This is a genomic window from Aminobacter ciceronei (assembly GCF_014138625.1).
Taxonomy (GTDB): Bacteria; Pseudomonadota; Alphaproteobacteria; order Rhizobiales; family Rhizobiaceae; genus Aminobacter; species Aminobacter ciceronei.
Genome location: NZ_JACJHY010000015.1, coordinates 32,598 through 57,816 on the forward strand (window position 1 = coordinate 32,598; position 25,219 = coordinate 57,816).

Annotated in this window: 18 protein-coding genes; 11 read left to right on the plus strand and 7 right to left on the minus strand. The window is 58.9% G+C overall.

The genetic code is table 11. The features are described from left to right. Window positions 1–13: 13 nt before the first annotated feature. Window positions 14–1,009 (minus strand): helix-turn-helix transcriptional regulator, encoded by a 996-nt coding sequence (locus tag HNQ95_RS16180; protein ID WP_182574537.1) that lies wholly within the window; start codon window positions 1,007–1,009, stop codon window positions 14–16. A gap of 79 nt (window positions 1,010–1,088) precedes the next feature. Between HNQ95_RS16180 and HNQ95_RS16185 the strand changes: the two genes are divergently transcribed. The 5 genes from HNQ95_RS16185 (at window position 1,089) to HNQ95_RS16205 (ending at window position 9,685) form a co-directional block, all read left to right on the plus strand. Beyond that, window positions 1,089–4,460 carry a TM0106 family RecB-like putative nuclease gene (locus HNQ95_RS16185; RefSeq protein WP_182574536.1) on the plus strand — a complete coding sequence of 1,124 codons (3,372 nt, stop codon included), beginning with the start codon at window positions 1,089–1,091 and terminating at the stop codon, window positions 4,458–4,460. Between the two features lie 51 nt (window positions 4,461–4,511). After that, the gene (locus HNQ95_RS16190; RefSeq protein ID WP_127253963.1) at window positions 4,512–4,775 is read left to right on the plus strand and encodes a DUF4258 domain-containing protein; all 264 of its coding nucleotides are present in this window, start codon (window positions 4,512–4,514) and stop codon (window positions 4,773–4,775) included. Between the two features lie 14 nt (window positions 4,776–4,789). Further along, window positions 4,790–5,740, plus strand: coding sequence for a PDDEXK-like family protein (locus HNQ95_RS16195; RefSeq protein WP_182574535.1), 951 nt, complete (start codon window positions 4,790–4,792; stop codon window positions 5,738–5,740). A gap of 277 nt (window positions 5,741–6,017) precedes the next feature. After that, window positions 6,018–8,408: a DUF8426 domain-containing protein gene (locus HNQ95_RS16200; protein WP_246340780.1), complete on the plus strand. Its 2,391-nt coding sequence runs from the start codon at window positions 6,018–6,020 to the stop codon at window positions 8,406–8,408. After that, the gene (locus tag HNQ95_RS16205; protein WP_182574534.1) at window positions 8,405–9,685 is read left to right on the plus strand and encodes an McrC family protein; all 1,281 of its coding nucleotides are present in this window, start codon (window positions 8,405–8,407) and stop codon (window positions 9,683–9,685) included. The genes HNQ95_RS16200 and HNQ95_RS16205 overlap by 4 nt, the downstream gene beginning before the upstream one ends. Before the next feature lie 228 nt (window positions 9,686–9,913). Here the strand turns inward: HNQ95_RS16205 and HNQ95_RS16210 are convergent, their stop codons facing one another. The 4 genes from HNQ95_RS16210 to HNQ95_RS16225 all read right to left on the minus strand — a co-directional run bounded on the left by HNQ95_RS16210 (window position 9,914) and on the right by HNQ95_RS16225 (window position 15,130). Next, complete coding sequence (locus HNQ95_RS16210; protein ID WP_182574533.1) at window positions 9,914–10,135, minus strand: hypothetical protein; 222 nt, start codon at window positions 10,133–10,135, stop codon at window positions 9,914–9,916. A 259-nt stretch (window positions 10,136–10,394) separates the two neighbouring features. After that, entirely contained in the window at window positions 10,395–11,876 is a 1,482-nt protein-coding gene (locus HNQ95_RS16215) for a UvrD-helicase domain-containing protein (protein WP_182574532.1), read from the minus strand. Continuing rightward, on the minus strand, window positions 11,869–13,605 hold the full coding sequence (locus HNQ95_RS16220) for an ATP-dependent nuclease (protein WP_182574531.1): 1,737 nt from the start codon (window positions 13,603–13,605) through the stop codon (window positions 11,869–11,871). The genes HNQ95_RS16215 and HNQ95_RS16220 overlap by 8 nt, the downstream gene beginning before the upstream one ends. A gap of 451 nt (window positions 13,606–14,056) precedes the next feature. After that, window positions 14,057–15,130 (minus strand): RHE_PE00001 family protein, encoded by a 1,074-nt coding sequence (locus tag HNQ95_RS16225; protein ID WP_312870934.1) that lies wholly within the window; start codon window positions 15,128–15,130, stop codon window positions 14,057–14,059. A 148-nt stretch (window positions 15,131–15,278) separates the two neighbouring features. Here HNQ95_RS16225 and HNQ95_RS16230 point away from each other — a divergent pair, with 148 nt between their 5' ends. From HNQ95_RS16230 to HNQ95_RS16240, 3 genes are read left to right on the plus strand one after another with little or no spacing between them, the layout of a single operon-like run. Next, the gene (locus tag HNQ95_RS16230; RefSeq protein WP_182574652.1) at window positions 15,279–16,934 is read left to right on the plus strand and encodes a TnsB C-terminal domain-containing protein; all 1,656 of its coding nucleotides are present in this window, start codon (window positions 15,279–15,281) and stop codon (window positions 16,932–16,934) included. A gap of 1 nt (window position 16,935) precedes the next feature. Next, window positions 16,936–17,814, plus strand: a complete 879-nt coding sequence (locus tag HNQ95_RS16235) for a TniB family NTP-binding protein (RefSeq protein WP_182574530.1) — start codon at window positions 16,936–16,938, stop codon at window positions 17,812–17,814. Next, entirely contained in the window at window positions 17,814–18,836 is a 1,023-nt protein-coding gene (locus tag HNQ95_RS16240; RefSeq protein ID WP_210283788.1) for a TniQ family protein, read from the plus strand. Before HNQ95_RS16235 ends, HNQ95_RS16240 begins: the two co-directional genes overlap by 1 nt. Window positions 18,837–18,865: 29 nt before the next feature. Here the strand turns inward: HNQ95_RS16240 and halB are convergent, their stop codons facing one another. Beyond that, window positions 18,866–19,552, minus strand: a complete 687-nt coding sequence (gene halB, locus HNQ95_RS16245) for an anti-phage Hailong system nucleotidyltransferase HalB (RefSeq protein ID WP_182574528.1) — start codon at window positions 19,550–19,552, stop codon at window positions 18,866–18,868. Between the two features lie 22 nt (window positions 19,553–19,574). Continuing rightward, window positions 19,575–20,483 (minus strand): helix-turn-helix transcriptional regulator, encoded by a 909-nt coding sequence (locus HNQ95_RS16250; protein WP_182574527.1) that lies wholly within the window; start codon window positions 20,481–20,483, stop codon window positions 19,575–19,577. A 224-nt stretch (window positions 20,484–20,707) separates the two neighbouring features. Between HNQ95_RS16250 and HNQ95_RS16255 the strand changes: the two genes are divergently transcribed. Genes HNQ95_RS16255 through HNQ95_RS16265 form a run of 3 tightly spaced genes read left to right on the plus strand, consistent with a single transcriptional unit; the run spans window position 20,708 to window position 25,184 of the window. Continuing rightward, entirely contained in the window at window positions 20,708–21,751 is a 1,044-nt protein-coding gene (locus HNQ95_RS16255) for an adenylate/guanylate cyclase domain-containing protein (protein ID WP_182574526.1), read from the plus strand. Then, window positions 21,752–23,365: a nucleotidyl cyclase domain-containing protein gene (locus HNQ95_RS16260; RefSeq protein ID WP_182574525.1), complete on the plus strand. Its 1,614-nt coding sequence runs from the start codon at window positions 21,752–21,754 to the stop codon at window positions 23,363–23,365. Beyond that, on the plus strand, window positions 23,358–25,184 hold the full coding sequence (locus HNQ95_RS16265; protein WP_182574524.1) for a ThiF family adenylyltransferase: 1,827 nt from the start codon (window positions 23,358–23,360) through the stop codon (window positions 25,182–25,184). Before HNQ95_RS16260 ends, HNQ95_RS16265 begins: the two co-directional genes overlap by 8 nt. The last annotated feature ends 35 nt before the right edge of the window (window positions 25,185–25,219 follow it).

The following is a 25,219-nucleotide window of genomic DNA, read 5'->3' on the forward strand; positions in this document are numbered from 1 at the left end:
GGGAAATTGCATTCTATGGAAGCGAGGGAAAGTCAGAGCGCTGGTGCGCCTCGACCATTCTGCGAAGGGCCTCCGGCGCCACGACCTCAACCTTGTCTCCCCACATGTAGAGGTGCCAGCACATCTCCATATGACCGGAGGCCCAGAAACGCACTATCAGTGAACCGTCGGATTGATCCTCCAGGATCTGAGCCGGATGGAACAGGAAAGTTCGTGCATGCAGCGCTGCGTCAGGCTTGAACTTCCAGATGACTTCGCCAAACTCACTCTCGTTCTGAAAAGCTCCGAACGCCTTGCGCGCATGCGCATGAATGTCGAAGCCTGGATCACGTTCGAAGACCTCGCCGGTCAGTTCCGCGTGTTCGATCTTCTCAGCCACGAAGTGCCTGAGTGGACCCGCGCGATCAGTTGTTGGCCTGGCCACCAGATAGCGTCGGATTCCGATCAACACTCCATAAGGTTCGACCACCCGCTCGGTGGATGTAGCTGACCCGCGGGACTGGTAGACGATCTTCAACCGCTGCGACCCCTTGAGCGCCGTTGCTATGGTCGAACCCACGTGTGGCGCCAGCCTTGTCGTAGGCCCCGGGCGGGCTGCGAGACCCTGCGCCTCAAGCAATGCTTCGTGGTCAGTTTCCAGACGTGCGATCCGATTGCCCGGCACCAGCGCCAGTATTTTTTCTCGCAAAGAACGGAGGTGCTCGGCCTCCAGACCTTGAGCATTCCGTTCAAGTGTCTCAATCGAGAGATCCAGCGCCGCCAGTTCATCGGGAGTGAGCGTGAGCAGATCGCGCAGAGCTCCCGTCTGTAACCGCCAACGTTTACGCCCATCGTCTTCGAAGCTGGGTTCGGTATCGGGAAATTGAACTTCGAGCGTATGCAGCATCCGCTGCGCGGTGCGTTTGGATACGCGAAACCGCTCCCCGACGTCGTCAACTGTCACGCCCATTCTTCGGGCTGCAACATACGTTGCAAGCTCAATCAGCTGCTGCGCCTTCTCAAATGACATCGATCTTCACCAATCCGGGTGACAGCTATTGTCACGATCAGTGCTTACGGTTCTATTATGAGTTGGGTGGGGGAGTGAAATGAAACTGGAAGGCTCGGAGATTTTGCTTTCCGCATCGGACCTGATGCGGTTCATGGGCTGTAATCATGCTACCGCGATGGATCTCAGATACGCGAAGGGGGAACCTCTTTTCCCCGCCGAGGACACGGAGGATGCCAAAATCCTCCAGAAGCAGGGCGACGCCCACGAAGCGAAGTTTCTTGCCAAGCTGCGTGCAGAAGGCCATCGCGTTATCGAGTTCGGCCGCGACCGGGATTTGCCAGCCGCTGCCAAGGAAACGCGTGCGGCGCTCTTTGCCGGCGCGGATGTCCTCTTCCAGGGCGCGTTTGTCGGGCTGCCCTGGGGCGGGTGGTCCGATTTTCTCATCAAGGTCGATAAGCCCTCGTTGCTGGGCGCCTATTCCTATGAGGTCATTGATACCAAGCTGAAACGGAAGCCGGACCCGAAACACATTCTGCAGCTTGTGCTGTATTCGGATCTCTTGGCTAAGGCTCAGGGTCTTCAACCGGAATATGCCCACATTGAGCTGGGGAACGGTGAGCGTTTCTCCTTCAGGCTATTGGACTATGCGGCATATGCTCGCCATGCACGATCCCGGCTGGAACGCTTTGTAGCCGATCCGCCCGCGACCTCTCCCGATCCGGTGAAGATGTGCGACCTGTGCCGCTGGCGCGAGGTTTGCCAGACGCATTGGGAGGAGTCGGACAGCCTTGCCCTTGTGGCTGGCATCTCCAGGAGCCAGCGGAGCAAGCTGATTGCAGCTGGTGTGACGACAATGGCTGCCCTTGGGCAGCACAATGAAGGAGTCCCGAAGCTAGCGGAGACGACGCTGAGCAGGTTGCGAAGCCAGGCTCGTCTGCAGACGGCGCGGCGGGCCGGAGGGCGGCCTTCGTTCGAGCTTAAGCCGTTCGACCCTAGCCGGGGCCTGGCTCTGCTTCCGAAGCCCGACGCAGGAGACCTGTTCTATGACATCGAAGGCGACCCCTTCTACGAGGACGGGCTGGAATATCTCCATGGGGTCTGGTTCGACAGTGGAGGCATTGGAGAATTTCGAGATTTCTGGGCGCACAATCGCACGGAAGAGAAAGAGGCGCTGCGGCAGCTGATGGTCTTCTTCGAGGACCGTCTGAAGCGGTTCCCGAGAGCACACATCTATCACTACGCCGCGTATGAGATTTCGGCCCTGCGCCGGCTCACCAGCAGTCATGGCGTAGGCGAGGCGCTGCTGGATCAGATGCTCAGGGAGAACAGGTTCGTCGATCTTTACAGCGTGGTCTCGGCAGGTCTGATTGCGTCGGAACCGCGCTACTCGCTCAAGAATCTGGAAGTTTTCTACATGGAAGCACGCACCGGGGAGGTGAAGACTGCCGGTGGCAGCGTAGTCGCCTACGAAAAATGGCGCGAGATGGGCGACCAAAGCATTCTCGATGAAATCCGCGACTACAACCGGGTTGACTGCGTCTCCACGCAGCTGCTCCGCGACTGGTTAATAGCCGAGGTGCGTCCCCCAAACATGGAATGGCGGGATCGAGGAGGGGCGGACGAAGGCGCCGGCTGTAATCTTGAGAGAGTTGCTGCCGAGCAAGCAGCCGCGGACGAACTGCGGGAAAGGCTGCAGCCAGTTCGTGCGCAACTAGGGGATCGGCTGGCCGACCTGCTGTTTGATCTGAGCTACTTCCACCCGCGAGAAAAGAAGCCGGCCTGGTGGTCGATCTTTGACAAGATAGGGAGGGAGGCGGATGAACTGGTGGATGATCTCGACTGCCTCGGCGGGCTGGAAGCTGTCTCGGCAACGTCCGTTGCCGGCAGGTACTGGCAGCGCACCTATGAGTTTCCGGCACAGGAGACGAAGATCGACGTGGGAGATTGCCATATCGAGGTGGACGGCCTGCCGTCTTCCGCGAAGCTGATCGAGATCGATCGAACCACCAATCGCGCGGTCGTGCAGTTTTCAATGAACCGCTACGATGATGCACTCGAATCGACGTGCCTGATTCCTGCAGGACCGCTGGATACCCGGACCATCGAAGGCGCCATTCAACGCGCTGTGGCCTCAATCGTTCGGGACGATAGGCAGTTCCCGGCAATCCTGGATTTCTTGCAGCGTTGCAGACCTCGCTTTCTGAGCCATCGTAGACAGCCAAACATCATCGATCCGTCTTCAGATGTCGTTCCGGAAGTCATCACCGCGGTCGGTGACCTCGATCGCAGTACAGTGGCCGTCCAGGGACCACCAGGCACTGGAAAGACTTACGTCAGTTCCTGCGCTATCCTAGATTTGGTCAAGCGAGGGAAGCGGATTGCAGTCGCCTCCAACAGCCACAAGGCCATCGACAATCTGCTGTGTGCGGTGGTCGATAGAGCCAACGAAGCCGGCACATCGGTCGCCATAGCAAAGAAGGGGGGAGACGGCTTCGACGATCCGTATGGCTCCATCTACGTCACGTCCAAAAATGAAGACAGTCAGTTGATCACGGCCTCAGTAGTGGGCGGGACGGCTTGGCTGCTCTCAAGGCCAGAATTCCAACAGGCTTTCGACTATCTGTTTGTCGACGAGGCTGGCCAGGTTTCGGTGGCGAACATCGTTGCGATGGGCACCTGTGCCAAAAACATCGTGCTGGTTGGCGATCCTATGCAGTTGCCTCAGCCGATTCAGGGTGCGCATCCTGGAGAAAGTGGGCTGTCGTCGCTCGAGTATCTGCTCGCCGGGCATAACACTGTTCCGGCCGACATGGGCATTTTCTTGCCAATATCACGCCGGATGCATCCCGACGTGTGCCGGTTTATCTCCGACATCATTTATGAGAGCCGGCTCGCCTCAGATGAAGGCGCCGCCAGACAAGCGATCATCTCAGATGCCAATCGATCTTCAGGTGTTCACTTTGTGGAAGTTCAGCACTCCGGTAACAGACAGGTCGCTGTCGAGGAAATCGATGCAATCCGCCGCGAAATGGATCGCCTCATTGGAGTCAGGTTCCGCGATCGTGATGGCAAAGAAAGAAGCCTGACGCTTCAAGACATCCTGATCGTTGCGCCTTACAACGCGCAGGTGAACGCCCTGAGAAGATCGCTTCCTCCTGGTTCCCGGATCGGAACCGTCGACAAGTTCCAAGGCCAGGAAGCTCCTGTCTGCATGGTATCCATGACCACTTCGTCGGCGGATGAAATCCCGCGCGGGGTCGATTTCCTCTTCAGCCTCAATCGGATCAACGTCGCGGTATCGCGGGCACAGGTGCTTGCCTTGGTTTTTGCGAACCCACGGCTCCTGGAGGTCCACTGCCACAACGTTCACGAGATGCGGCTCGTAAGCATGCTTTGCTCCCTGTGGGAATACAGCGGGAGTCACATGGATTCAGGCCCCCCAGTTACCTCGAAAGAGCGAGCGGCATGACAGGAAATGGCACCCCCCTCTCCTATCTTCCAGGGGAGGGAGGAGAGATCAATGTATACGCGCCATGCAGAAACCCGCTGCCAGCAGCGGGGGATCAAGCCAGAAGTCATCGACGCGATCCTCGCCTATGGGCGCCGCAAGCGGCGCTTTGGTGCCGACGTATATTTCATGGACAGCAAGGCTCGATCTCGCGCCATGGCCGAGCTCGGGCGGAGCTATGCTAAGGTGTCCGACCGCCTCAACACTTATCTTGTCATCAGCGATGATGGTCAGATGATTACCGCGGGAAAGCGATTGGGCCGGCTGAAATTCTGAATTGGAGTTTGTAGATGAACCCGCAGCCCACGCCTGAAATTCTCCCGCGCCTTTACGAACGTGACATCGACGTGTTGTTGCAGGAGGAACTTCTATTCAACTCGGGCGTCCAAAATCTATTCACACGTGCGCTGGATTTGTATGGTTTCGTGCGATTTGTCGATTGCCGCTTATCGGTGTTTGACCAATCCGGTGAAACCGATGTGCTGACAGCAATTGAGATGGACGGGCAAAAAGGGGTCCTTCTGATCGAGAACAAGATAGATGCCTCTTTCCAACCTCGCCAAGCGGAACGTTATCGGGAAAGAACCCAGGCGTTGGAAAGCTCCCACGGTTTCGCCCGCTGTGTGCTTGTAGCGCCCGAGTCCTACGTTGGAAGTCTAAATCCTTCCGTCTCCGCATTTGATGCCAGTGTCTCTTACGAAGAAATCGCCGCAGCAATCGAGCAGGAGGGTACCTCCCGGGCACTGCACCGAGCATCTCTGATCAAGCGAGCCATCGAAAGAGCCCGATCCTCGTATATTCTTGTCGAAGCGCCTGCAGTGACATCACTGTGGGAGCGTATTTACCGTATTGCGAGCAGTGAATTTCCTGCCTTGGAAATGAAACCTCCGAGCGGGAAGGGAAGCAATTCAAGCTGGGTCATCTTCAAAGGCGCTCTCCCGCCGAAAGTGACAATCGATTGGAAGATCAAGAAGGCCACAGTTGATCTGTCGTTCTGGCCTGGTGCTTCGGCTCGCGCTATTGAGGACGCTGAACTGACGCCAGACGCAAGGACCAAGCTGCGCAACGCGGTGCTTCGGACGCTGGGCTCCACGAGAGTGCTGACCATGCCCGTTTCGCACGCTCCGTCGGATTTCAGCCGCATCACTGATGAGGGAATTAGAGAGGCTTTGACGGCCGCAACTTTGTTGCTCAATTTCCTTCTGCAACGGGAGGCAAAGGTCACCGCAACTGGCAGATGAATTTATTCACCCGACTAGTACATAGGCGGCAACGCCGAACAGGATTCGCGAGGCTATTGCACTAAGCTAATCTTCGTGCTTGCCCGGCGGCTTCTTATGGTGCGCCTGAGGGGACCGACTGATACAGATTAAACATTTGCGGTATGAATGAGAGGGTTAAGTGAGGGAAGAGGCATTCAAAGCGTGGCTTGAGACTGGTGGCGCAAGAACAGAGACTGGACGTAACACTCGCGCCTATGCCGTTCGTACGATCGAAAGCAATCTAGCAGCACTCGGCTTGTCCCATGCCGACCTCGACGACGCGTGGAAGGCCGATCGCTTTGAACAACTGCGCCAGAGGCTGAAGGATCTGCGCGAGGACTTCGCAGCCGGTGGCACTGAATACAAAATTCTCATGCCCAAGTCGGACAAGCCCTATAACCGGCTATCGAGCTGGCGATCCTGGCTCGGCCAATACGGCCAGTTTTTGAGCGGTGAACCACGGGGAGAACGTGATGCCGACCGTATCCGCCAGTATGTGCTTGAACACTATATTGAAACTGGACGGGAACGCGATGCAGAAACGGTCGATCTGTTGGTCCGCGACGTCAATGAGGCGCTCGGCCTCAATCAAGCATGGCCGAACATCTGCCAAGCTATTACCGGCCCGAAGTTCTTAGAAATAGCAGACGTCGAGCCGCCCGAACGGATCGGCGCGAATCAAAGTTCGGCGACGGTATTCCGATTCCGCTTGAACGAAGCGGGTAGCAGCAACGCCGGCGCCGCTAGAGGATCGACTAAACCTTTTGTGTTGTTCGATGCAGTCGGAGCTGCCTTCAAGCCGGTCTTGAATCACAATCGCCAAACGGGGCGCTCCGCCTATCGGATCAAGCCACCGGGTGCGAGCAATAAGGCGGACGAGGCTGTAGAAGTCGCCACCATCGCCGAGGTTGCACGCGCCATGCTCGTCGACGGCCGGCCCGCGAGGGTCCAATCCGTCAGCGGCGGCACGGTCAACTATCTCGCCTACGGAAAACAGAAACTCGTACGTTATGAGCTTGATCCGACAATCGCCAAGCAAATTGGAGTTCCACCGCAGGGTGAACTTGGGCAAGCGATGAATCTCAGTCGCGATATGTTCAAGCGACCTGAACCTCAATATGAAATGGACCAATACGTGGCTCAACCAACGAATCTGATTCTTTACGGGCCACCTGGTACCGGCAAAACCTTCGCTACCGCAGCGGAGGCCCTCCGACTTTGCGGTGAACCAGTGCCCCAAGACCGCCAAGAACTGATGGCGGCCTACCGTCGCTTGTCGGACGCCGGTCGCATTGAGTTCGTCACCTTTCACCAATCGATTTCGTATGAGGATTTCGTCGAGGGGCTTCGGCCAACGCAAGCGAGCGAGGATGGCACTGCCGGTTTCGAGCTGAAGCCTGAGCAAGGAGTATTCCGCCGACTTGCGCGGCGTGCGGAGACAAGCACGGGACCGGGCGATGTGGAGTTCTCCATCGGAAGCCGCCAAGTATTCAAGATGTCGATTGGGGAGGCGGCCAACCCCGAGGATGCCCATCTGTTCGAGGAGGCGATCACGGGTGGATACACACTGCTCGGCTTTGAGGATATCGACTGGAGCGATGATCGCTTTGCTGATCGCAACTCCATCATCGAGGCGGTGCGCTCACAAGGCGTCCGGGAAGGTGGCGAACCCAACGCCATGAGCGGTCGAGTCCAGATGCCGTTCATCTTTCGCAACTGGGTCAAGCCCGGCGACATCATGGTTGTGTCCAAGGGTAACAGCCTGTTCCGTGCAATCGGCGAGGTGACCGGAAACTATCAGTTCGTTCCGCGCGAAGGTGGGAGTTACGCACATCGTCGCGCGGTTCGGTGGCTTTGGGTGGATCGCGTCGGTGTGCCCGTGAGCGAGATCTATGCGCGCAACTTCACGCAGAAATCGATCTATCTGCTGACCGACGCCGACCTGAACGTACCTGCGCTCGAACGCTATATCGCCAGCCAGCAGGACGCGGGCACCGACGCGCCCGAGCCGTTTGTGCTGATTATAGACGAAATCAATCGTGCCAATATCTCCAAGGTGTTCGGAGAGCTGATCACGTTGCTCGAGCCGGACAAGCGCATTGGCCAGCCCAATGCCTTGAAGGTTCGACTGCCTTATTCGGGTGATGTGTTCGGCGTGCCGGCAAATCTCCATATCATTGGCACGATGAACACCGCGGATCGCTCGATCGCGCTGCTCGACACCGCGCTCCGGCGCCGGTTTGAGTTTCGCGAACTTATGCCGAACGCTTCGTTGCTCCACACGGTTGAAGGCATTGACCTTGGAATGCTACTCGCCTCGATAAACGAGCGCATCGAGTATCTTTTTGATCGTGAGCATCAGATCGGCCACGCCTATTTCATCAACTGCAAGTCCCGCGCCGATGTCGATGAGGTGATGCGGCACAAGATTATCCCGTTGCTCGCAGAGTACTTCTATGAGGATTGGGCGAAGGTCGCCGCAGTCCTCGGTGACGGGCACGACAGCGAGGGCGACCGTGAGGGTGGTTTCATTGATCGGCGTCGGCTAAAGCCACCCAAGGGAAACGCCAGCGATGAGGATGCCGCGCCCCGTTATCGGTGGAGCGTCCGCGATGCCTTCTCCTATGATGACTTCGCAGCCGTATGATCCGTCGCACAATCCTCGAATGGCAAACGATACGCTACGGCGAGGCGGCCGATGAAATCCCAGTCCAGGCAGCCGATCGTATAGCTGCGATTGCGGCGGCGTCGCCGCTCGCTGGCCGGGGCGGCGGCGGTGTCCTTGAGCATGGACGCAAGCAGCTTCGTGCGAGAGGGGTCGTCGGCGTGATTGCTGCCGAAGGCTGTGCGATGGAAATCTTGCCCAAGATCGACTTTCCAGGCGAGGATGGCGCCGAGATGACCGGCAGCATCCGCCGTCGTCTCGTCCACATGCTCGCCGTCGCACTAGACCTGAAGATCGAGGCAGGCCAGGTCACGACGCTAGACTGGCAGCGAGAGACGCTGCTCGAAATCCTGATCCGGTTGTTTTCTGCGAAGCTGGTCGATGCTGTCCGGCAGGGTATGCCGCAGCGCTATGTCGAACACGCCGATGATCTGCCCGTGCTGCGCGGACGGCTCGACGTGACGCGGCAGTTCACGATCCTCGCCGCCGAACCATCGCGGCTGGCTTGTCGCTATGACTCCTTGACCGCCGATATTGCCCTCAACCGGATCATGAAGGCTGCTGTTGCCCAGCTCGTTCGCATCGCACGAACCGCCGACAACCAGCGCCGACTGCGCGAGTTGGCATTCGCCTATGCCGATATAGCGGATGTGCCTATTTCGGTCCTGCGCTGGGATGAGGTCGGGCTTGATCGGACCAACAGCCGCTGGCGCGAGTTGCTCAATCTCGCTCGCCTGCTGCTTGGTGAGCGGTTCCAGACGACCTCTGCCGGTTGCAGCGACGGCTTCTCTCTGCTGTTCGAGATGAACACCCTGTTCGAGGAATATGTCGCCCGAATGTTGAAGCGTGCGCTGGTGGACACAGATCTCCGCGTCGTCAGCCAAGGTGGACGGCTCTACTGCCTCGAAACCGAAGATCGACGTGGCCTGTTCCAGACGCGGCCGGACATCCTGGTCAAGCGCGGCGACGAGGTCGTGCAGATTATCGACACGAAATGGAAGCGGATCGCCGACCGTATTGATGATGCCAGGCAAGGCGTGTCGCAGAGTGACGTGTATCAAATGATGGCATATGGCCAGCTTTACAAATGTGATCGGCTGACACTCCTCTACCCTCACCACGCCGCTGTGAAAAACAGCGAAGGAGTGCACGCAGTGCACCAAGTCACCGGATGCAGCAATTGGCTGCAAACCGCTACAATCGACATTGGTAGAAGCGAAATGTTCAGCGAGCGGCTGAGGGCAATTACCGACTTCTAACGCGGAACGCTGACGGCTCTCCGTCGGGGCATCCAGTCTGCCTATCGGGGTGCTCGCGCTAGAAGGAAAAGAAGGCATATCGGCGTGGGACAGTCGGTGCTCCGATGACGGTTCAACTCGGTCACATTGAGCGGGACAGCCGACACGCAATTAGCTGCCAAACCTAACCGAAACGGCCGCATTCTCACGATTAACTGCCAAGCGACACCGGGGCGCCCAACAGGCTAATCAATTTCGACTTTTCAACAGCACGAGCGCATCGAAGGCGGCAAGCTTTGCCGCCGTGGCGTCCGGATATGTCCGCCGGGCAAAGTGCTTAATGCCGAGCGCGTCGTTGCTAATGACGCCGTTCCAGTTGTCATTCTTTCGGAAGATCGTAACGACGTAGCCGTCTTCGGAAATATACCAATTCCCTTTTTGCGAAACTTCCACGCCTTGCGGCCTGGCCATGCCTTACGACGCCTCGCGGCGCTTTTCATGGATTTTTCGCGGCGTTCCGCCCGCTCAAGATTTTCCTCCATGTTGCCCGCGCAGACGCAGCCGACACGAAGGACTTGGGGGCAGCCGGGATGCTCCATGTAATGGACGTAGCGGATGTCGGTTATCTCGCACATTTCGCAGGTCTCGGACGGCGAGCCGAGGTCTTCGATATCCACACAGGTCCAACCTTTGTGGGGCACGCCCTTTTCCGCCCACTTTCCGCTGCCGGTCATTCCGCAGCCTCCCCCAACTGTGCTGCCTGAACGGCGGGATGAATCTTCGGCGCGGTGGACAGTATGGTGACGCCTTTGCTGGCTCTTGTTAGAGCGACGTACCAATCCTTGCCGTTCATTGCGTCGTTGGCGACAATCACCGCTCGATCGAATTGAAGCCCTTTTACGAGAAGGGTGCTGCCGATGCTTCGTTTTGGAATGATGCGTCCTGCGTGCCTGATTCTGTTTTGCACGTCCCAGATGGCATCGCTCAGCGATTTTCCTGGCGAATTGATCGCGAGCCGAAGACCGCTCGCCATCGCGTGATACATTTCCCGGCGATAAAGCGTGGTCGCGGGTCGATCCCGGAAGCCCTCCATAAGAGCCAGAACGGAAGCAAGGTCTTCGTTTTTGACAGTGGCGATTCCTGTGGCGATAAGATCGCCGAATTTTTTTTGCCCCAACTTGCCGCCCTGGCGGTGCGATACGACGGCCTTCAGGTAGGGCGTTTCTTCCGCGCCGGTCATGCAGTCCGAGATGAAACCCATGACGAATTCGAGCCGTTGCTCACCACTCGACTTGCCGATGTTGCGGACAGCGGCCGCGAGTGTCTTGCACTCCACCGGCTCGATGTTGGTGAAGCCCGAGGCGCCGAGCATTTTCGCAAGCCCTGAGCGCGAGCCAGCGTTCTTGGCGTCTGCGATAACAATGATGCCGTCATTGGCAGCCGGCCCCAGGAGCGCTTTACATGAGCCGACAATCTTCGGGCGATGATAGGCGGCGTCGGCGGGAAGCGCCTGCCAGTCGACGCAGGCCGGGCGCTGCTCCAAGTCCACGCTTTCGCCGGCCTCCAGCTTAAACCTCACGACGCTCAGCCAGTCGGCAAGTTCCTTGTTTCCTTCGCGCAACCATCTGTGCGGCTTTTGCAGCACCGTTATTTTCGGGAAAGACGGAAATACGTCGGCATCCCAGGAGACAGGGACCTGGCCGCCAAAACTGAATATCGCCTGCATCGGATCGCCGAACACGCAGGTTGGAAGTATCTGCGCAAGAGCGTCGATGACCTTGTGTTGGGATTGGGTGCAATCCTGATACTCATCGACAAATAGCCCGCCGTAAGAGGCGCGCAGAACATTTGTGACCGTCCCCGCGTCAAGCAGCTTCACCGTGGCATCGTATATCGATTGCCAGTCCGCATCTGTGCGAGGGGCTGCTATGTGAATGCCCGATCGTGCCGGGAAGGATGCGGCGTATCGAAGACACCATCCGGCTATCGTTTCGATCCGATAGCGTGATTTCGGCACAAGTTTTTTGTCCATGCGCCAGCGGAGCGCGTCCACGCCTGCATGGGTGTGGGTGAGAATGAGACGGCGGCCAGCGGAGACTAGGGTCGCATTCACTATCTGCTCGGTTTTGCCGCATCCCGCGGCAGCAATCACGCTGCCACGCGCGATGCCCGCCGCTAATTCTGCTACCGCCTCCTCGAGTATCTCATCCATCCACCCACCCACGGATGTCTGCAACTCCCTTGGCGAAGGGCTGGTTCGGGATATTTACCAGCGCCGCGAAGACGATCTCGGCGACGCGTTCGCCGCGCGAAATCTCTTTGAACCATCCGGGCTTCTTCTGGTTCTTTTTGCCTTTCGCAGCTTTTCCGAGCGTCCACCGGAATCCGGCGGTATCCAGTCCGTCTGGCAATGAGAGATCAGGAATAGCGGCAAGTCCGTTTTCCGCCATCACGTTGTTTATTCGGGCGAGCACCGCCTCACTGCCGACGCACTCTTCGGCGTAGGCGACGAGGGACTGTAGAGTCGGCCAGGGAAGATCGAGAAACATGCGCTCTTCGGTGGAGCAGTCGTCAGGCCACTCCACTACGCGGCCGCCCATCGCTTTGACAGCGGCAACGGCCGCTTCCGGCGCAGGGTCATCGCGATCGAGCAAGACTAGCGCATCGTAACCGAGCTTGAGAAGATGCCGCGCCAGTGCCGTTGCCGATGAGTTGCCGGTTCCATCCACGGCCGCGACACCAAGGAACGCGAAAGAGTCACGCCCGGCGACTGTCCACATCGCGTCGAACCCGCGTAGCAGGCCAAGTTCCGTGCGGCCTTCGCCGACGATAATTCTCCGGGCCAGGAACGCATCAGGCGAAGCCCGCACGTGGCGCTGCGCTTGATCCAAATCCACAGCCGCTTGTGTTACTGCGCTTACGGTCACGGTGCCCGTTTTCGATCGAACCGTGTGTATGTCCTCGGCCCCTGCTTCGCGAATGACCACGGGCGAGTGGCTTGTCAGGAACACTTGCGTATCGGGGTTCTTTCTTTCCTTTTTCAGATATCGGACGAGGCGGGCGATCCGGTGGGGCTCAAGCCCGTGTTCAAGCTCGTCGACGATGGTGATCGTATCTCCGCCGTCATATTGAAGAGCTGACACCACAAGTCTCGAGGAGCCGGTTCCGAGATTACGCAGCGCAAGACCATCATCGTGCAGCGATATGCCCCCGGAAGAAATCGAGAGCCCTTGAATGTCGAGTTCGGCTTTATACTCCCCGCGCATGTGAACAGCGAATTTCGTGGCGGCGACCTTGGCTTTGGCGACGGTCTCCTTGAACACGTCCGGATTTTCTTTGCTGAACGCCGATCTCGCGTCGCGTCCAATCTTTGCGAGGATTCCCGCCGCCGGCGATTGCGCCTCCTCGAATCTGGTGAGAATTGATTGCCGCCCCCAGCCAAGATGACGATCAGCATAAGAACCAAGTCGACTAGGGACCAGCGCTTTTGCATCCTTGTATCGCAGGGCGGGCGGGTCTTCTGCGGCGTCGCCGATCCGCTCATTAAAGAGCGACCAGCGCGGCTCAAGAGATGAATCGATGGTCACGCGAATAGAGAGTGCGTCTTCCAGGCCATCGCCCGGCTCATCTTCTAGCGTCTGCAAATCCTCATTCCAGCCCCGAAGGTGAAGGCCATAGCGATCATCCGCTTTGAACTCAGCAGGCAGGCCGGCGAGCGTGACGGTGATTTTTGCAGCCTTTTCGACATCAAGATCGAAGAAGTCCGAGTCATCGGCGATCAGATAACTGCGTGGCGTTAGCGCGAGTTCGATAGCGTCGAGAATTGTCGTCTTGCAGGAATCGCCGGGACCGATGAGGCAATTGACCCTCCGCGATGGAATCCACTCCAACAGGCGAATGCCGCGAAAACTCTCAATCTTGATGTGAACGATTCTAGCCATCCTGCCTCCCGACGGCTGATTATGTATCAGACTGCTTCGCGTTTCATCAGAAATACAGCGGAAGACGTGAAAAACGGCAGTTACACACGGGGGTACTTCTTTGCGATCGGGAGTTAGACGCATCCCGCCAGTTAGTAGTTACCGCTCCCGTACGTTTCGGATGGACTGACGAGCATCGGCAGCGGAAACCTGCCGCGCCGGGATCGTTTGGGGTTTCCGAGGACGGCAGACGCCTACGGTCGCAATCCAACGGCGACGACGTTGGTCTGGGTAGGTTTTGGAAGGGGAAGGAGCGCTCTGCCTAAACGCGATGAAACGGCGGATGCTTTTCTGCGGCGGTGATGGCTCGATGCCGAGCCATCACCGCGGGCGGGCACGGAAAACGCGACGTGAGTTTCCCCTGCCAAGATTGCATGAGGAGGGCACACCACCGCTGATCTTGCGACTTTCGTCACACAAATCCCCACGCCCTGTAGCGCCCCCTGCCCGTCACTTCGCGGATGCCGAGCTCGGAAACGAGGCCGAGCGCCGCACGCTGCGTGACCTTGAGCTCCGCCGCGATCAGACCGGCCGACACCACCGGCCGCGCCAGGACCAGGTCGATCAGCGCCGGCAGGCTCGAGTTTTTTCGCCGCTTCCTGAGCCGGCGTTCCATCTGACCTTTGGCCAGCGCAAGCCGGTCGAGTTCCTTGAGCCCGGCCGATGCCGCCTCTGCAAAAGCGCCGAGGACCGCCAGCAGCCGGGTGGTGCGGACCGGGCTCTTGCGCCGCTCGCGCGGAACCATCCGCAATCCGGCATTGAGGCAAAACAGATGCGAGCCGACCTTGCCGGTCTGGCGCAGCAGAGCGGCGCCCAACAGCGTGCCTAGCCAATGCTGGTGCTGCAGCGGTTCGATGTCTTGCCACGCCTCCCAGGCGATTGCCGCCTGAAGCAAGGCCGGCATGTTTTCGCCCCGCAGGTTGTCGACGACGGCGAGCCAGTCGGCCAGCCGCTGGTCCTCGTCCCAGTCGAGATCGCGGATCAGCGGCCCGAAGCCATCAAAGGAAACCGTCTCCGGGGCTTTCGTCCCCCGCCCTGCTGCGTCGACGTCCGGGCTGTCCGCCGAGCGCGGCGCGAACTTTTCGCCCGCCAACAGCCGGCTGGAGCGGGCCAGCACGGCGTCGATCTCGGCCAGTTCTTCGGCCAGAGCGTCCTCCTGGCCGGTGTCTTCAGCAAGGCTGTCGCCGGCGGCGCCGACTGGCCAGGCGGCGGCCTTCCCGGCGATCGACTCGTCGTCGCCCTGCCCTTCGCGGCCGCGCAGGACCAAAAGGCCGGGGCGCGACAGCGCCCAGTCGGGCTTGTGCGCAAAAATCCGGCGGCGGGCGCGCAGCACGGCATGCGCCCGGGTGAGTTCGTGGGTCGGGGTGCGGATGTCCATATGGGCGTCATGCAGGACGAGGTCCTCAAGGTGGACGAGCTCGCCTTCGAGCCACAGCGCGGCGACCGCGTCGGCGAAGTGGCAGCGTTCGACAAAACCGTCGCGCACCGGGCTCTTTTGCACGCGCTCGTCGAGCCGCGCCAGAAGGTCTGTCGCTTTCACTTCCCGATTTCAATCGAGAGAACGTCATGTGCTGTTTAGGTTTGAGCGCTATGACGGCCATGAATTTTCGCTAACGATTTCACTGACCGCTCATTTGCCGAACCGATTACACAGCCTGATATCGGCGTCCGCCGCGGCGTCACATTCCGATGAAGCATGGTCGACGGCGCGCCGCGTCGCGCGCGAACTCGACAGGATTCTGGACGGCTCGGGTTCACGGCGGACGGCAATCGTACGCGCGGCCGCCGAGTTGCGCCTTTCGACGCGACAAGTCTACAATCTGCTGGCACGGTACCGTGTTGACCGGACAGTGACGTTGCTCTTGCCCGGCGGAGACAGGACCCGAAAGAAGCGGCTCCATCAGGACATCGAGGAGATCATCGCAACGACACTGCGAGAGCAGTGGCTCGTGTTGGAGTGTCCACCCCTCGCTCCGGTCGTGGCCGAGATCCGTGCCCGTTGCGAGGAGGCCGGCCTGGCTCCTCCATCCTATCTGACGGTCGCCCGCAGAATAACCGCACTGTTTAGCCCTGAGGAAATCGCGAAGAAGCGATCCGCGAACCCGAAACATCTCCATCGGCTCAAGGCCCGGCCCGGATACATCCACGCGGCGCACCCGCTTGATGTCTGCCAGATCGATCACACGCCGACCGACATCAACTTCGTCGAGGTTGTCGAGGGCGGCGGAACCTTTGTCGGCCGGGCCTACCTGACGATCGTCACTGACGTGGCGACGCGCTGCATTCTCGGCTTCTGCCTCACGCTCGAAAGGCCGTCGGAGCTCTCGGTCGCATTGTGCCTGGCGCAGGCGATGTGTCCGAAGGAGGAATGGCTGGCAGCGCGCTGCATCGAGCATGGGTGGCCGATGTTCGGTCGACCACGATCGCTGGTCACCGACTCGGCCAAGGAGTTCAAAGGGAATGCCTTCCAGCGCGGGTGCGAGGACTTCGGCATTCGTATCCGCTACCGGGATCGCGGCCGCGTCCACCAGGGTGGCGTGGTCGAAAGGCTGCTCGGGAAGCTCAACGCGGTTCTTGCAACGCAGCCCGGCTCGACGGGCCGGTCCGTGGCAGACCGCGACCATTATCCCGCTGAGCGGCGGGCGCGTCTCAGCTTCGCCGATCTCGAGCGATGCGTCGCGCTCGCGGTGATCGATCACAATTTACAGCAGAACGCGAGGACGCTGAAGGTGCCGGCGTCGGAATGGGACCGGCAGGCGCACGATCTTGCACGCTTCGACGATAATGCTATGCGAGTCCTGCTTGCATTCATGCCCGGCACGGAGCGGCGCATCTCGCCGCAGGGCGTCAGCATGTTCGCGCTGGACTACTACTCAGCCTGGTTGGGCGAGCTGGTTCCGCAGCGAGACCGGCTGGGCAAGCTTGAGCTTCGATACGACCCGCGCGACATCAGCCACATCTATGCCCGCGATCCCGAAACCAGGGAGTTTCGATCTGTGGAGCGGCGCGACGGTATGCTTGTTCCGATGACGTTGTGGGAGCACGAGGCCGACCGGCTGCAGCGACGTAACGCGAACGCGCGTACGGACGTCGAGAAGGTGACGCTGCGGCGCCGGATCGCGGAGATCGCCGGCAGAACGAAGCCGACGAAGGCCGAGCTGCGCAATGCGGTGCGCAAATCGCACGCCGCAGACGCGCCGAAGCCCTATCACGCGATGCAGCCGGCGACGCCGGCACCTGCCGATCATCCCGTTCGCCCGAAGCGTCGCCTTCCCATTGAGGATTGGTGACGTGGCGGAGCATCTTCTCGAACGTGTTCGACCCTACCTCGACCGCAGCACGGAAGAGCGGATTGCCTATATTCAATCGCCACGATGGATCGGACACCAAGTGGCGGTTCAGGCGCATGATCGCCTTGCCGAGCTTCTCTCGCGGCCGCCGTCGTTGCGGACCCGGGGCCTGATGCTGGTCGGACCCTATGCCAATGGCAAGACGATGATCGCCGAACGGTTCGCCGTCGGACATCTGAGGACAGCCGGCCAGCAGCAGGTGTGGGTCGTGCAGACGCGCGAGGGCGCAGGTCTCGCCCATTTCTACGGCAGCATCCTGCAAGCGTTGCGCGCGCCGACGGGCAGCAGCCGGGACGTCGGCCGCAAGGCCGAGCAGGTCGATCATCTGCTCGACAGGCTGAAGCCCAGAATCCTGATCTTCGATGAGTTCCACAATGCTCTGCGCGGCCGGGCGCGCGATGTCGAGGCCGTGCTTGGCTTCCTTCGGAGGATCGGCCGCCAGTTCGACATCTCGCCGGTTTTGATCGGCGAGGTCGCCGTCTATGACTTCGTCAACCAGACCGCGGAAATGGCGACCCGGTTCGACCTGCACGCCGTGCCGCGATGGCAATATGGCGAGGAGTTCCTTGCGCTGCTCGACAGCCTCGAGAGTGCGTTGCCGCTTGCCCGCGCGTCCGATCTCTCGGATGAACCCTTGGCGCGAACGATCTTCCAGCTCTCCGAGGGATTGATCGGGGAGATCGTGGCGATCGTCTCCGCGGCGGCGTCGACTGCGGTGAGATCTGGTGAGGAGCGGATCACGAAGTCGGGCATCGAGGCGTTGCGCTACGTCCCGGTCTCGAATCGCCGCCGGGCGCCGGTGCGCGACGACCTGATGTGATGGGTGACGCGGCGCGCAGTGCATTCGCGGTCGAGATCCGCGAGCGTTATCTCGCCATCGCCCGGGACCGCTGGCCGGTTTCCGTTGACCCGCTCCCAGACGAGCTGCTGTCGAGCTGGCTCCATCGTCTTGCGCTCGCGAACGGCATCGCGCCGCGATCGTTCGCTGGCGCCCTTGGGTTCGACGAGAGGATGTGGTCGCCGCGCCTCGACCTTTGCCTTCCGCTTAACCTCGCCAGGCTGCTTTGCCGTCAGACAGACCTATCACCGGGAGCTATCTCGGCAATGACGATGAACGGCGGCGCCTTGACCGCGCTCCTGCTGCCGCTGCGCGATAATGTACACCGGAACCGTTCGACCTGGATGCAGTATTGCCCACAATGCCTCGCGGCGGACGAGGCACCGTATTTCCGGCGGCAGTGGAGGCTGGCATCGCGTGTATCGTGCTTCACGCATGGCTGTGGCCTTCGCGATCGGTGCGCGGCCTGCCGCGCCAGCATAGCGACCTTCGACCAGGGCGAACTCCTGCCGCAGCATATTTGCGCACGATGCGGGTTTGACCTGCGCGCTGCGCCGAAGGCCTCAGTGAAGGCAGCGGCGCGTCGGCTGGAACGCGCGATCGCGGATATATGCAGGGTGGAGTCGGCCATGGGTTCGACGAAAACCAGCGATGCCGTCTCTCGCGTGCTGCGCGCGCCTGCGGCCGCCGACGCCCGCTCGCGGAGGACGCTTAAGAATCTGTCGACCGCTGAGCGCATTCGCTGCTTCGAGGCGCTCGCAGCAAAACCTCTTGACTGGCTTGTAAACAACATGGACGCCACCGGGGCATACCGTCGCTGGATGATCGTGGCCGCGGGCGGCCATGAGGCCATGATCGCGCGCTTTGCGGATTTCTTGGAGCAACATCAAACAAGATCGAAACCAAGACGTTTCTGTCAACCTGATGCTGATCTTTCGGGCTTGCTAACCGCCTACACACGAATGATGATCAGATACACATCCTCCACACACATAATTGCATAGAGCTATCAAGCCGGAGCCTCGGCAGATAATTACGAATATCCCTCAATAGGTGCTCTTGGAACGCTGCAGATCAAGTGCAGCGCTACGTCATTTTTCGTTTCTTTGAACATCTCAACGTATTCATTCTTCGCCACGTTCGCGGAAATTGTCGGAGGCCGGCCATACCTTACCAGAAACCATTCAAGATCACGACCGCTGCGTGGATCAGGCTCATTGGTGTCCTTCTGAGCGATTAGCCGTTCTGTTTCCACACCGGGTGCAATGTTCAACAGTCCTTCTCGTGAGAAAATTGGGCGGCCTGTTTCAGCCGCAGTCGCTATCAGGATTGTTCGAACAACCCAGGTAATGCGACGGCTGAGCAATGAACGATTTGAGATCGATTCTCCGAAGCCCACAATGAACCATCCCAAGTCGACAGCCTTCTGTATCTCTGTCGAGTATGACCGCTTGAGGCGAAACGCCGTTCTCAGACCAGAGAAATGATTGTCGGGATCGTAGAGGGGACGACCCTCGAAAACGAGATGGTACAGAAACAAATCTCCCTCACACGCCCGCTCCTTTAGCGCACGGAGTGAATATGACGACATGGAGATACTGCCCTTTTGGGAATGCCCGGGTCGCTCGTCGTCGGTCACCAGCAAAAGGTCGATATCGGACGACCTTGTATCGTCACCTCGTGCACGGCTGCCGTAAAGTGCCAGCGCTAGGATTGCCATAGGTCCGCGCCTTCCACGGCCATCAAGCCCCACCACGCTTGAGCGCTTCTTTCGACATTTGTCGGGCGAGCCGACGCGCATCCTCAACGTCCTGGCGATTCTTTAACACCAACTGCTGCTTCTCCGGCAGCAATTGACCAGGTTGAACATCAAGATTGTGCTCGCTCATGAGGTAAAAGCTCAGGCTCAACCGAACGGGCACGAGCACCTCGGCATTGATCATGTTGTACTCGAACTCGACAGCCCTCTGCCTATCTTCTGACAGCTGAGGATTTGGGCCGATTATCAGATTGATGCGCTGTGCCCATTCATAGTCTAATGCGCGGTTATCAGACGCAGGCGTGCTACCTCTGGTTTCCAAAATTCGCCCGAGGCTGTAGTCACGAAAATCGTTGTGCTCTTCTGACCAAGCTCGGACGTACCAACGTCCTGCGCAAAACGACATTGCATGCGGAACAATCCAGCGCCAGGATTCCGGCGTGCCGGTCATCGATCGATAGTCAATTTGCAGCTTTTTATGCTCTCGAATTGCGTCGAGCACTGCAAGTAGATTTTTTGTATCTAGTGGCTTTCGGCCTAGTGTAACCACTTCAAGCGGGGGCAGTTGATCAAACCACGTATCCTCCTTCTGCAGCCATCCCGAATGGATCGCTACAACTTGCAAAAGGTAACGGTCTGATTTGTCGCCGATAAGAACCGGCTGGAATTCGGTCGTTCGAATGTAGGCCTTAAGCGCATTGTCATACACGAGATTGTCTGGCGCAAGCTTCTGGTAGGTCCCAAAATCCGATGATGCCTGCTGTTGAGACATTCCAAAGACTTCAGCTAGGTCGCCCCGGTTCAGCCTGCCATCCCAAAACAGCCGGAACTCAATGAATTCAAGGCGCTTCCGCACACCCCATTTGAGGTCAGAGCCTACTCTCTCAACCATTGCCGTTGCCACTTAATTTATGCATTCTCGAATAATGCTCCTATTTTCTTGACGGGATATGATCCAATACCTACATTAGGTTCGCATATTCCATTAGGGTCCGTCGACCGTGTTTATCGACGATCCACATTTTGAGCGTTTTCGTGGTCTCTGGCTTCATGACCGGACTTGAGCAGTTCCTTGAGAGGTACGCGCGCCGCCCCCAGCTAATAAGGGAGCCGCTTTTGGCCGCGCGCAGAAAACGCCGACTCAACGATGACGAAGTGATTTGTCGGGCTGGAGACGCCGCGGAGTGCTTCTGGATCATCGACGATGGAATCGTCGTAGTCGGTGACGGAAACAAGATCGTGAGGCGTCACAGGGGAGAGCTGATCGGAGAAATTGCGTTTCATCGCCGCGAGGAGACGAAGCGCAGTGTATCTATGAAGGCAGACGGCATTACCAATCTCTGGGAAATCGACCGCTCCTTCGTTAGCAAGCTTTCCCCCGCGCAACGATCGGAATGGTTCGAAACCGTTGCTGCTGTCCTGGCGGACAAAGTTATGGAAGCGACGCGACAACGGTCACGTTTGCTTTCGGACAACATTTCCCTCGATCAGGTTTTGCGCAGGTTCGTCTGTGATGATGGGCTGATGGCTGTGAACGCGGCCTTCGACAGCACAAATGCAGGAGAAATCGCCCCCGACCAGACGGATGCGCTGTTGTGGTTTAGTGACGTCGCCGGTTTCTCAGGCTTTTCGAAAGACCTGAGCCCCGGGGAAGCGGGTCGGCAGATGCGTCGCTTCATGGACGTTCAGGTCGAGGAGATCCGAACCGCAGGTGGCGAGATCGACAAGTTCACTGGCGACGGATTGATGGCCTTTTGGCGTTTGCCCGACGAAACTCGCAGCAAGGATCGGGTTCCCAAGGCGGTTCGCGCCGCGCTCGTAACAATTGACCGAATCCGGAGCATCGTCGTCGCAGACCAACTTCCATTGGACATCCGCATTGGGTTGCACCTGGGGCCGGTCGTAATCGGGGATTTCGGGGGCACTGGGCGCATCGCTTATACGGTTATGGGGGAAACAGTGAATTCGGCGTCCAGGTATGAACAGGCTCGGGCCGACACTGGCGGGATGCAGTTGGGGCGCTTACGCATCAGCGACGCCGTTTATCCATTCATTTCAGAACCTGATCTCCTGAAGCGGTTGTCATCGGACACGCGGCGCTTCGCCGTGAAAGGGGACCGAGAGTTCGCCACCTACACTTCGATTGACCAGGAGAGTTAGATGAGCTGGAGCGCCACACGGTCCGAAACACGAATCCGGCAATTCCTTCAAACGGTTCCGAAGAACATCGTTCAGGTGCAATCGTTCGATGATCGATACAGTCAGCTCAAAGCGAGAGCTCTTGCCTCCCGCGACAGTCGCGATCCCAAGCCTCTGGTCCAAATCCCGCCATCCCATGCCATCGTCGTCGACGGGGTTCACGTTTATGTCCAGCTCACGGGTTACCATTCGGTTCTACAGGATGCCCAACGGCAAACCGAGGCACGACATCGCCGAGCGCTGGAATTCCTACATACCCATTACAGTGCCTGTGACCTGATCATCCGTGAGTACGAGGCACAGCGGGTCGACTTCCACGGATCACGGCTGCATGCTGTAATAGTCACCCCTCCTGGTCCAGCAAACGAACGTCGCCGAGTCGAGCGTGCCCTAGAGTTCGCTCAGGCAATCGCAAGAATGGTTGAGGCAACGGGAGAGGCCGTTCTCAACGGCGAGTTCAAGACCGAGACACGCATAGGAATTGACACGGGTCGCTCGATTGCCGTCAACTCTGGCCGGGGCGCCGAGCCAGAACCGCTGTTCCTCGGAAGCCCCGCGAACTATGCAGCAAAGTTAGCTGACGGTCCCGAGTCGGGTATTTACCTCAGTGACCGGGCTCGGCAGGCTCTCGGTATGTCGGCAGCCGGTTCTCTGTTTGATCAGCGGCGCCAAATCTACAATCAGCGCCATGGTGTAGTTTCTGCAGCGAGTACGTTAGGCTCCAGCTACATCACCGACGCGCGTATTAAGTCGCTCTCTGCGGATGTCGGTCGCGACCTGGAAGTTCTCTTTCGAGAAGCCAATTTCATCTTCCATCGACACACACCACCCCTTCGGACAATCGAGTACGAGCGCCTCTCACCCGCCAACTCCATCCACATGCAGCTCGTATCGATTTTCGCTGACATTGATGGCTTCACCAAGTATGTGGACTATTGTCTAGGGACGAACCAGATTCCGGAGTTGGTCTCCAATCTTCATGCAATCCGGCTGGAACTTGCGGCCGTTCTGAAGCATGACTTCGACGGGCGCAAAGTGCGGTTTATCGGTGACTGCCTGCACGGTTTGTTAGCTGAAGGAACGGCCTACGAAACCGACGAGCGCGAGACTGTCCGCCGAAGCGTCATCTGCGCCGCTGCAATGAGATCCAGCTTCGATCTGTGCCGCGATATACTGCCCGGTATTGCGAACCTTGGAATCGCTATCGGCATCGAGCTCGGTCCAACGCCGATCACGCGCCTCGGCATTCGTGGTGAATTCTCAGTCCGCTGCGCGACCAGCAAGGCCGTGTCCGATTCTGAGGAACTCCAGGCCAACTGCGAGGGAGATCAGACCGCGCTTGGGCGTCGCGCCTTCTCCGCAGCGTCACTCTCGGTCCAGCGCCTGTTCGACGCCACCACCGGTCGTGCCCGCGGTCTCAACTACGCCGACGCCTCAGAGCGGCTCTCCCTGGAGTCCTCACGAGCGGCCGCTTTGGCGGCGCCCGCCATCATCGGCACTTCCGCCGGATGGATTACCAGGACCGAGGCAAGCGAAAGCGCAATTCAGAACAGCGGTGGAAACCGCCATGCCTAGGGATAACGCCCCCACCTTCGATAATCTGGATAGTGCGTTGGTGGAGGACGTGGAGAATCTCTTTCGAGCTGTGAATGGAGATGGCTGGTCAAGACTTACTCAGGATGAGCTAACCGACTATCCGACCCGCCAGTTTACCGGCGGCTGGCGATTGTCCGTTAAGTTTTCAGACGGCGTCGTGCGGCGCATAGACGTGTTGATAACACCATTTTTTCCGATTGTAGCTCCGCGGACAGCGCTGGTCGATCATCCGCCCAAACTCACATGGCCTCACGTCGAGGACGACGGCATCCTGTGTCTGCTCGGCAATTCCCACCAAATCGACATCAACAACGCTGTCAAAGTTGTCGAAAATTTGTTGGCGCGCTCTTGCCGTCTCGTCGAGGAATTGCTCGAGGGAACGATTGTCGAACGCGATTTTAGGGACGAGTTCCTGACGTATTGGGCATACGATCTGCGCCAGCCGGAACGCCACTACAGTCTGCTTGACGCTCGAGGCCCGTCGCGCCCAATACGAGTTTGGTGCGGACGATCCTTTACACTGCTTGCAGAGAACGACGAGGCCATCATTAAGTGGCTGAACAACCGCTTTATGAGCGTTACGAAGCCGACAATTCAAGCAGGTGCCCTGCTATGGCTCGACCAAGCGCCCCTTCCTTCCGAATATCCACACCGCAGCGCCGACCTGTTGGAGTTAGCGAAAAAGGCAGGCGCTTCCGGCATCGATGTACTTGAGTCCGCGTTCGTGAATATTCCATCATCGGTCACGGTGATTCTTGGAGCCGAAGGGCGCGATGGTCCAGGTTTAATGGCGGTCACCATTGACCGTCCTGCTGACGCAATTCGCGCTCGGCGGCGTGTCGATCCAATCCTCAAAGGCGGCTTCAGACCCGATAAGATGTCTCCGGCGCTCTTGGCCGGACGTTACCTCGGAGCTTCTGAGCCAAAACGTAGCAGGGTCGCTCGCGCAGATCCCCAATGGATACACGGTCGCGCACGGGATCCTCGCACGACGACGCTTAGGAATTCCAAAGCGGTTCTCTTCGGGTGCGGATCTCTGGGAAGTTTTGTAGCGGCATCGCTCGTCAGAGCGGGTGTGGGAACTCTGAATATCGTCGATTTTGACGAGCTGGATTGGCCAAACGTCGGGAGACATTATCTTGGCGCGACCTCGGTTGGCCGCAACAAGGCTAAGGGGCTAGCCGAGCAGCTAAGTGCTAATTTTCCACACGCCACTATCACGGGCCACGACGCCAACGCCGAGCAGACCATCTTTGAAACCCCGATTTGGTTCACCCAGGCAGACCTGATAGTTTCAACCACTGGAAGCGGCCGAGCCGACACGATGCTGAATGAGTGGCATCGGAATTCTGGCCGTTCCACGCCCATTGTCTACGGATGGACCGAACCCTACGCAGGAGCTGGCCACGCGGTCGCCATAGCGGCCGAGGGCGGATGCCTAGTTTCCGGCGTCGACAATCTTGGAATGTCATTGTTCGAGATGACGGAATGGGCCAGACCGGCCACGTTTGAAGAGCCCGCGTGCGGAGTTCATTTCGCCCCGTATGGTCCCACCGAACTGGGCCACGTTAATGATCTCATCGCCGAACTCGCGCTCGATTGTCTGCTTAACAGGGTCCAACGTTCCACGCACCGGATCTGGGTCGCCCGACGCGAACACCTAGAAGAGTTCGACGGCAAGTGGACGGAGGCCGCGCAGCTGCTGCTGGGTGTTGACCCAGATGGCGGCAGGACCATAGGCCGTCTTTGGCCCGCATGCCGATGTTGCGCACTGGCGAACCGTGAAGAGGCTGCGTGATGCGTCCGGTCCAACTATCAATATGCGCAACGCAT

What these genes read in the sequence shown, in the direction of transcription:
- HNQ95_RS16195 (WP_182574535.1), top strand. Translation starts at nt 4,790, where the DNA reads ATGAACCCGCAGCCCACGCCTGAAATTCTCCCGCGCCTTTACGAACGT.
- HNQ95_RS16185 (WP_182574536.1), top strand. Translation starts at nt 1,089, where the DNA reads ATGAAACTGGAAGGCTCGGAGATTTTGCTTTCCGCATCGGACCTGATG.
- halB (WP_182574528.1), bottom strand. Translation starts at nt 19,552, where the DNA reads ATGGCAATCCTAGCGCTGGCACTTTACGGCAGCCGTGCACGAGGTGAC.
- HNQ95_RS16205 (WP_182574534.1), top strand. Translation starts at nt 8,405, where the DNA reads ATGATCCGTCGCACAATCCTCGAATGGCAAACGATACGCTACGGCGAG.
- HNQ95_RS16180 (WP_182574537.1), bottom strand. Translation starts at nt 1,009, where the DNA reads ATGTCATTTGAGAAGGCGCAGCAGCTGATTGAGCTTGCAACGTATGTT.
- HNQ95_RS16260 (WP_182574525.1), top strand. Translation starts at nt 21,752, where the DNA reads ATGAGCTGGAGCGCCACACGGTCCGAAACACGAATCCGGCAATTCCTT.
- HNQ95_RS16210 (WP_182574533.1), bottom strand. Translation starts at nt 10,135, where the DNA reads ATGGCCAGGCCGCAAGGCGTGGAAGTTTCGCAAAAAGGGAATTGGTAT.
- HNQ95_RS16265 (WP_182574524.1), top strand. Translation starts at nt 23,358, where the DNA reads ATGCCTAGGGATAACGCCCCCACCTTCGATAATCTGGATAGTGCGTTG.
- HNQ95_RS16220 (WP_182574531.1), bottom strand. Translation starts at nt 13,605, where the DNA reads ATGGCTAGAATCGTTCACATCAAGATTGAGAGTTTTCGCGGCATTCGC.
- HNQ95_RS16240 (WP_210283788.1), top strand. Translation starts at nt 17,814, where the DNA reads ATGGGTGACGCGGCGCGCAGTGCATTCGCGGTCGAGATCCGCGAGCGT.
- HNQ95_RS16190 (WP_127253963.1), top strand. Translation starts at nt 4,512, where the DNA reads ATGTATACGCGCCATGCAGAAACCCGCTGCCAGCAGCGGGGGATCAAG.
- HNQ95_RS16250 (WP_182574527.1), bottom strand. Translation starts at nt 20,483, where the DNA reads ATGGTTGAGAGAGTAGGCTCTGACCTCAAATGGGGTGTGCGGAAGCGC.
- HNQ95_RS16215 (WP_182574532.1), bottom strand. Translation starts at nt 11,876, where the DNA reads ATGGATGAGATACTCGAGGAGGCGGTAGCAGAATTAGCGGCGGGCATC.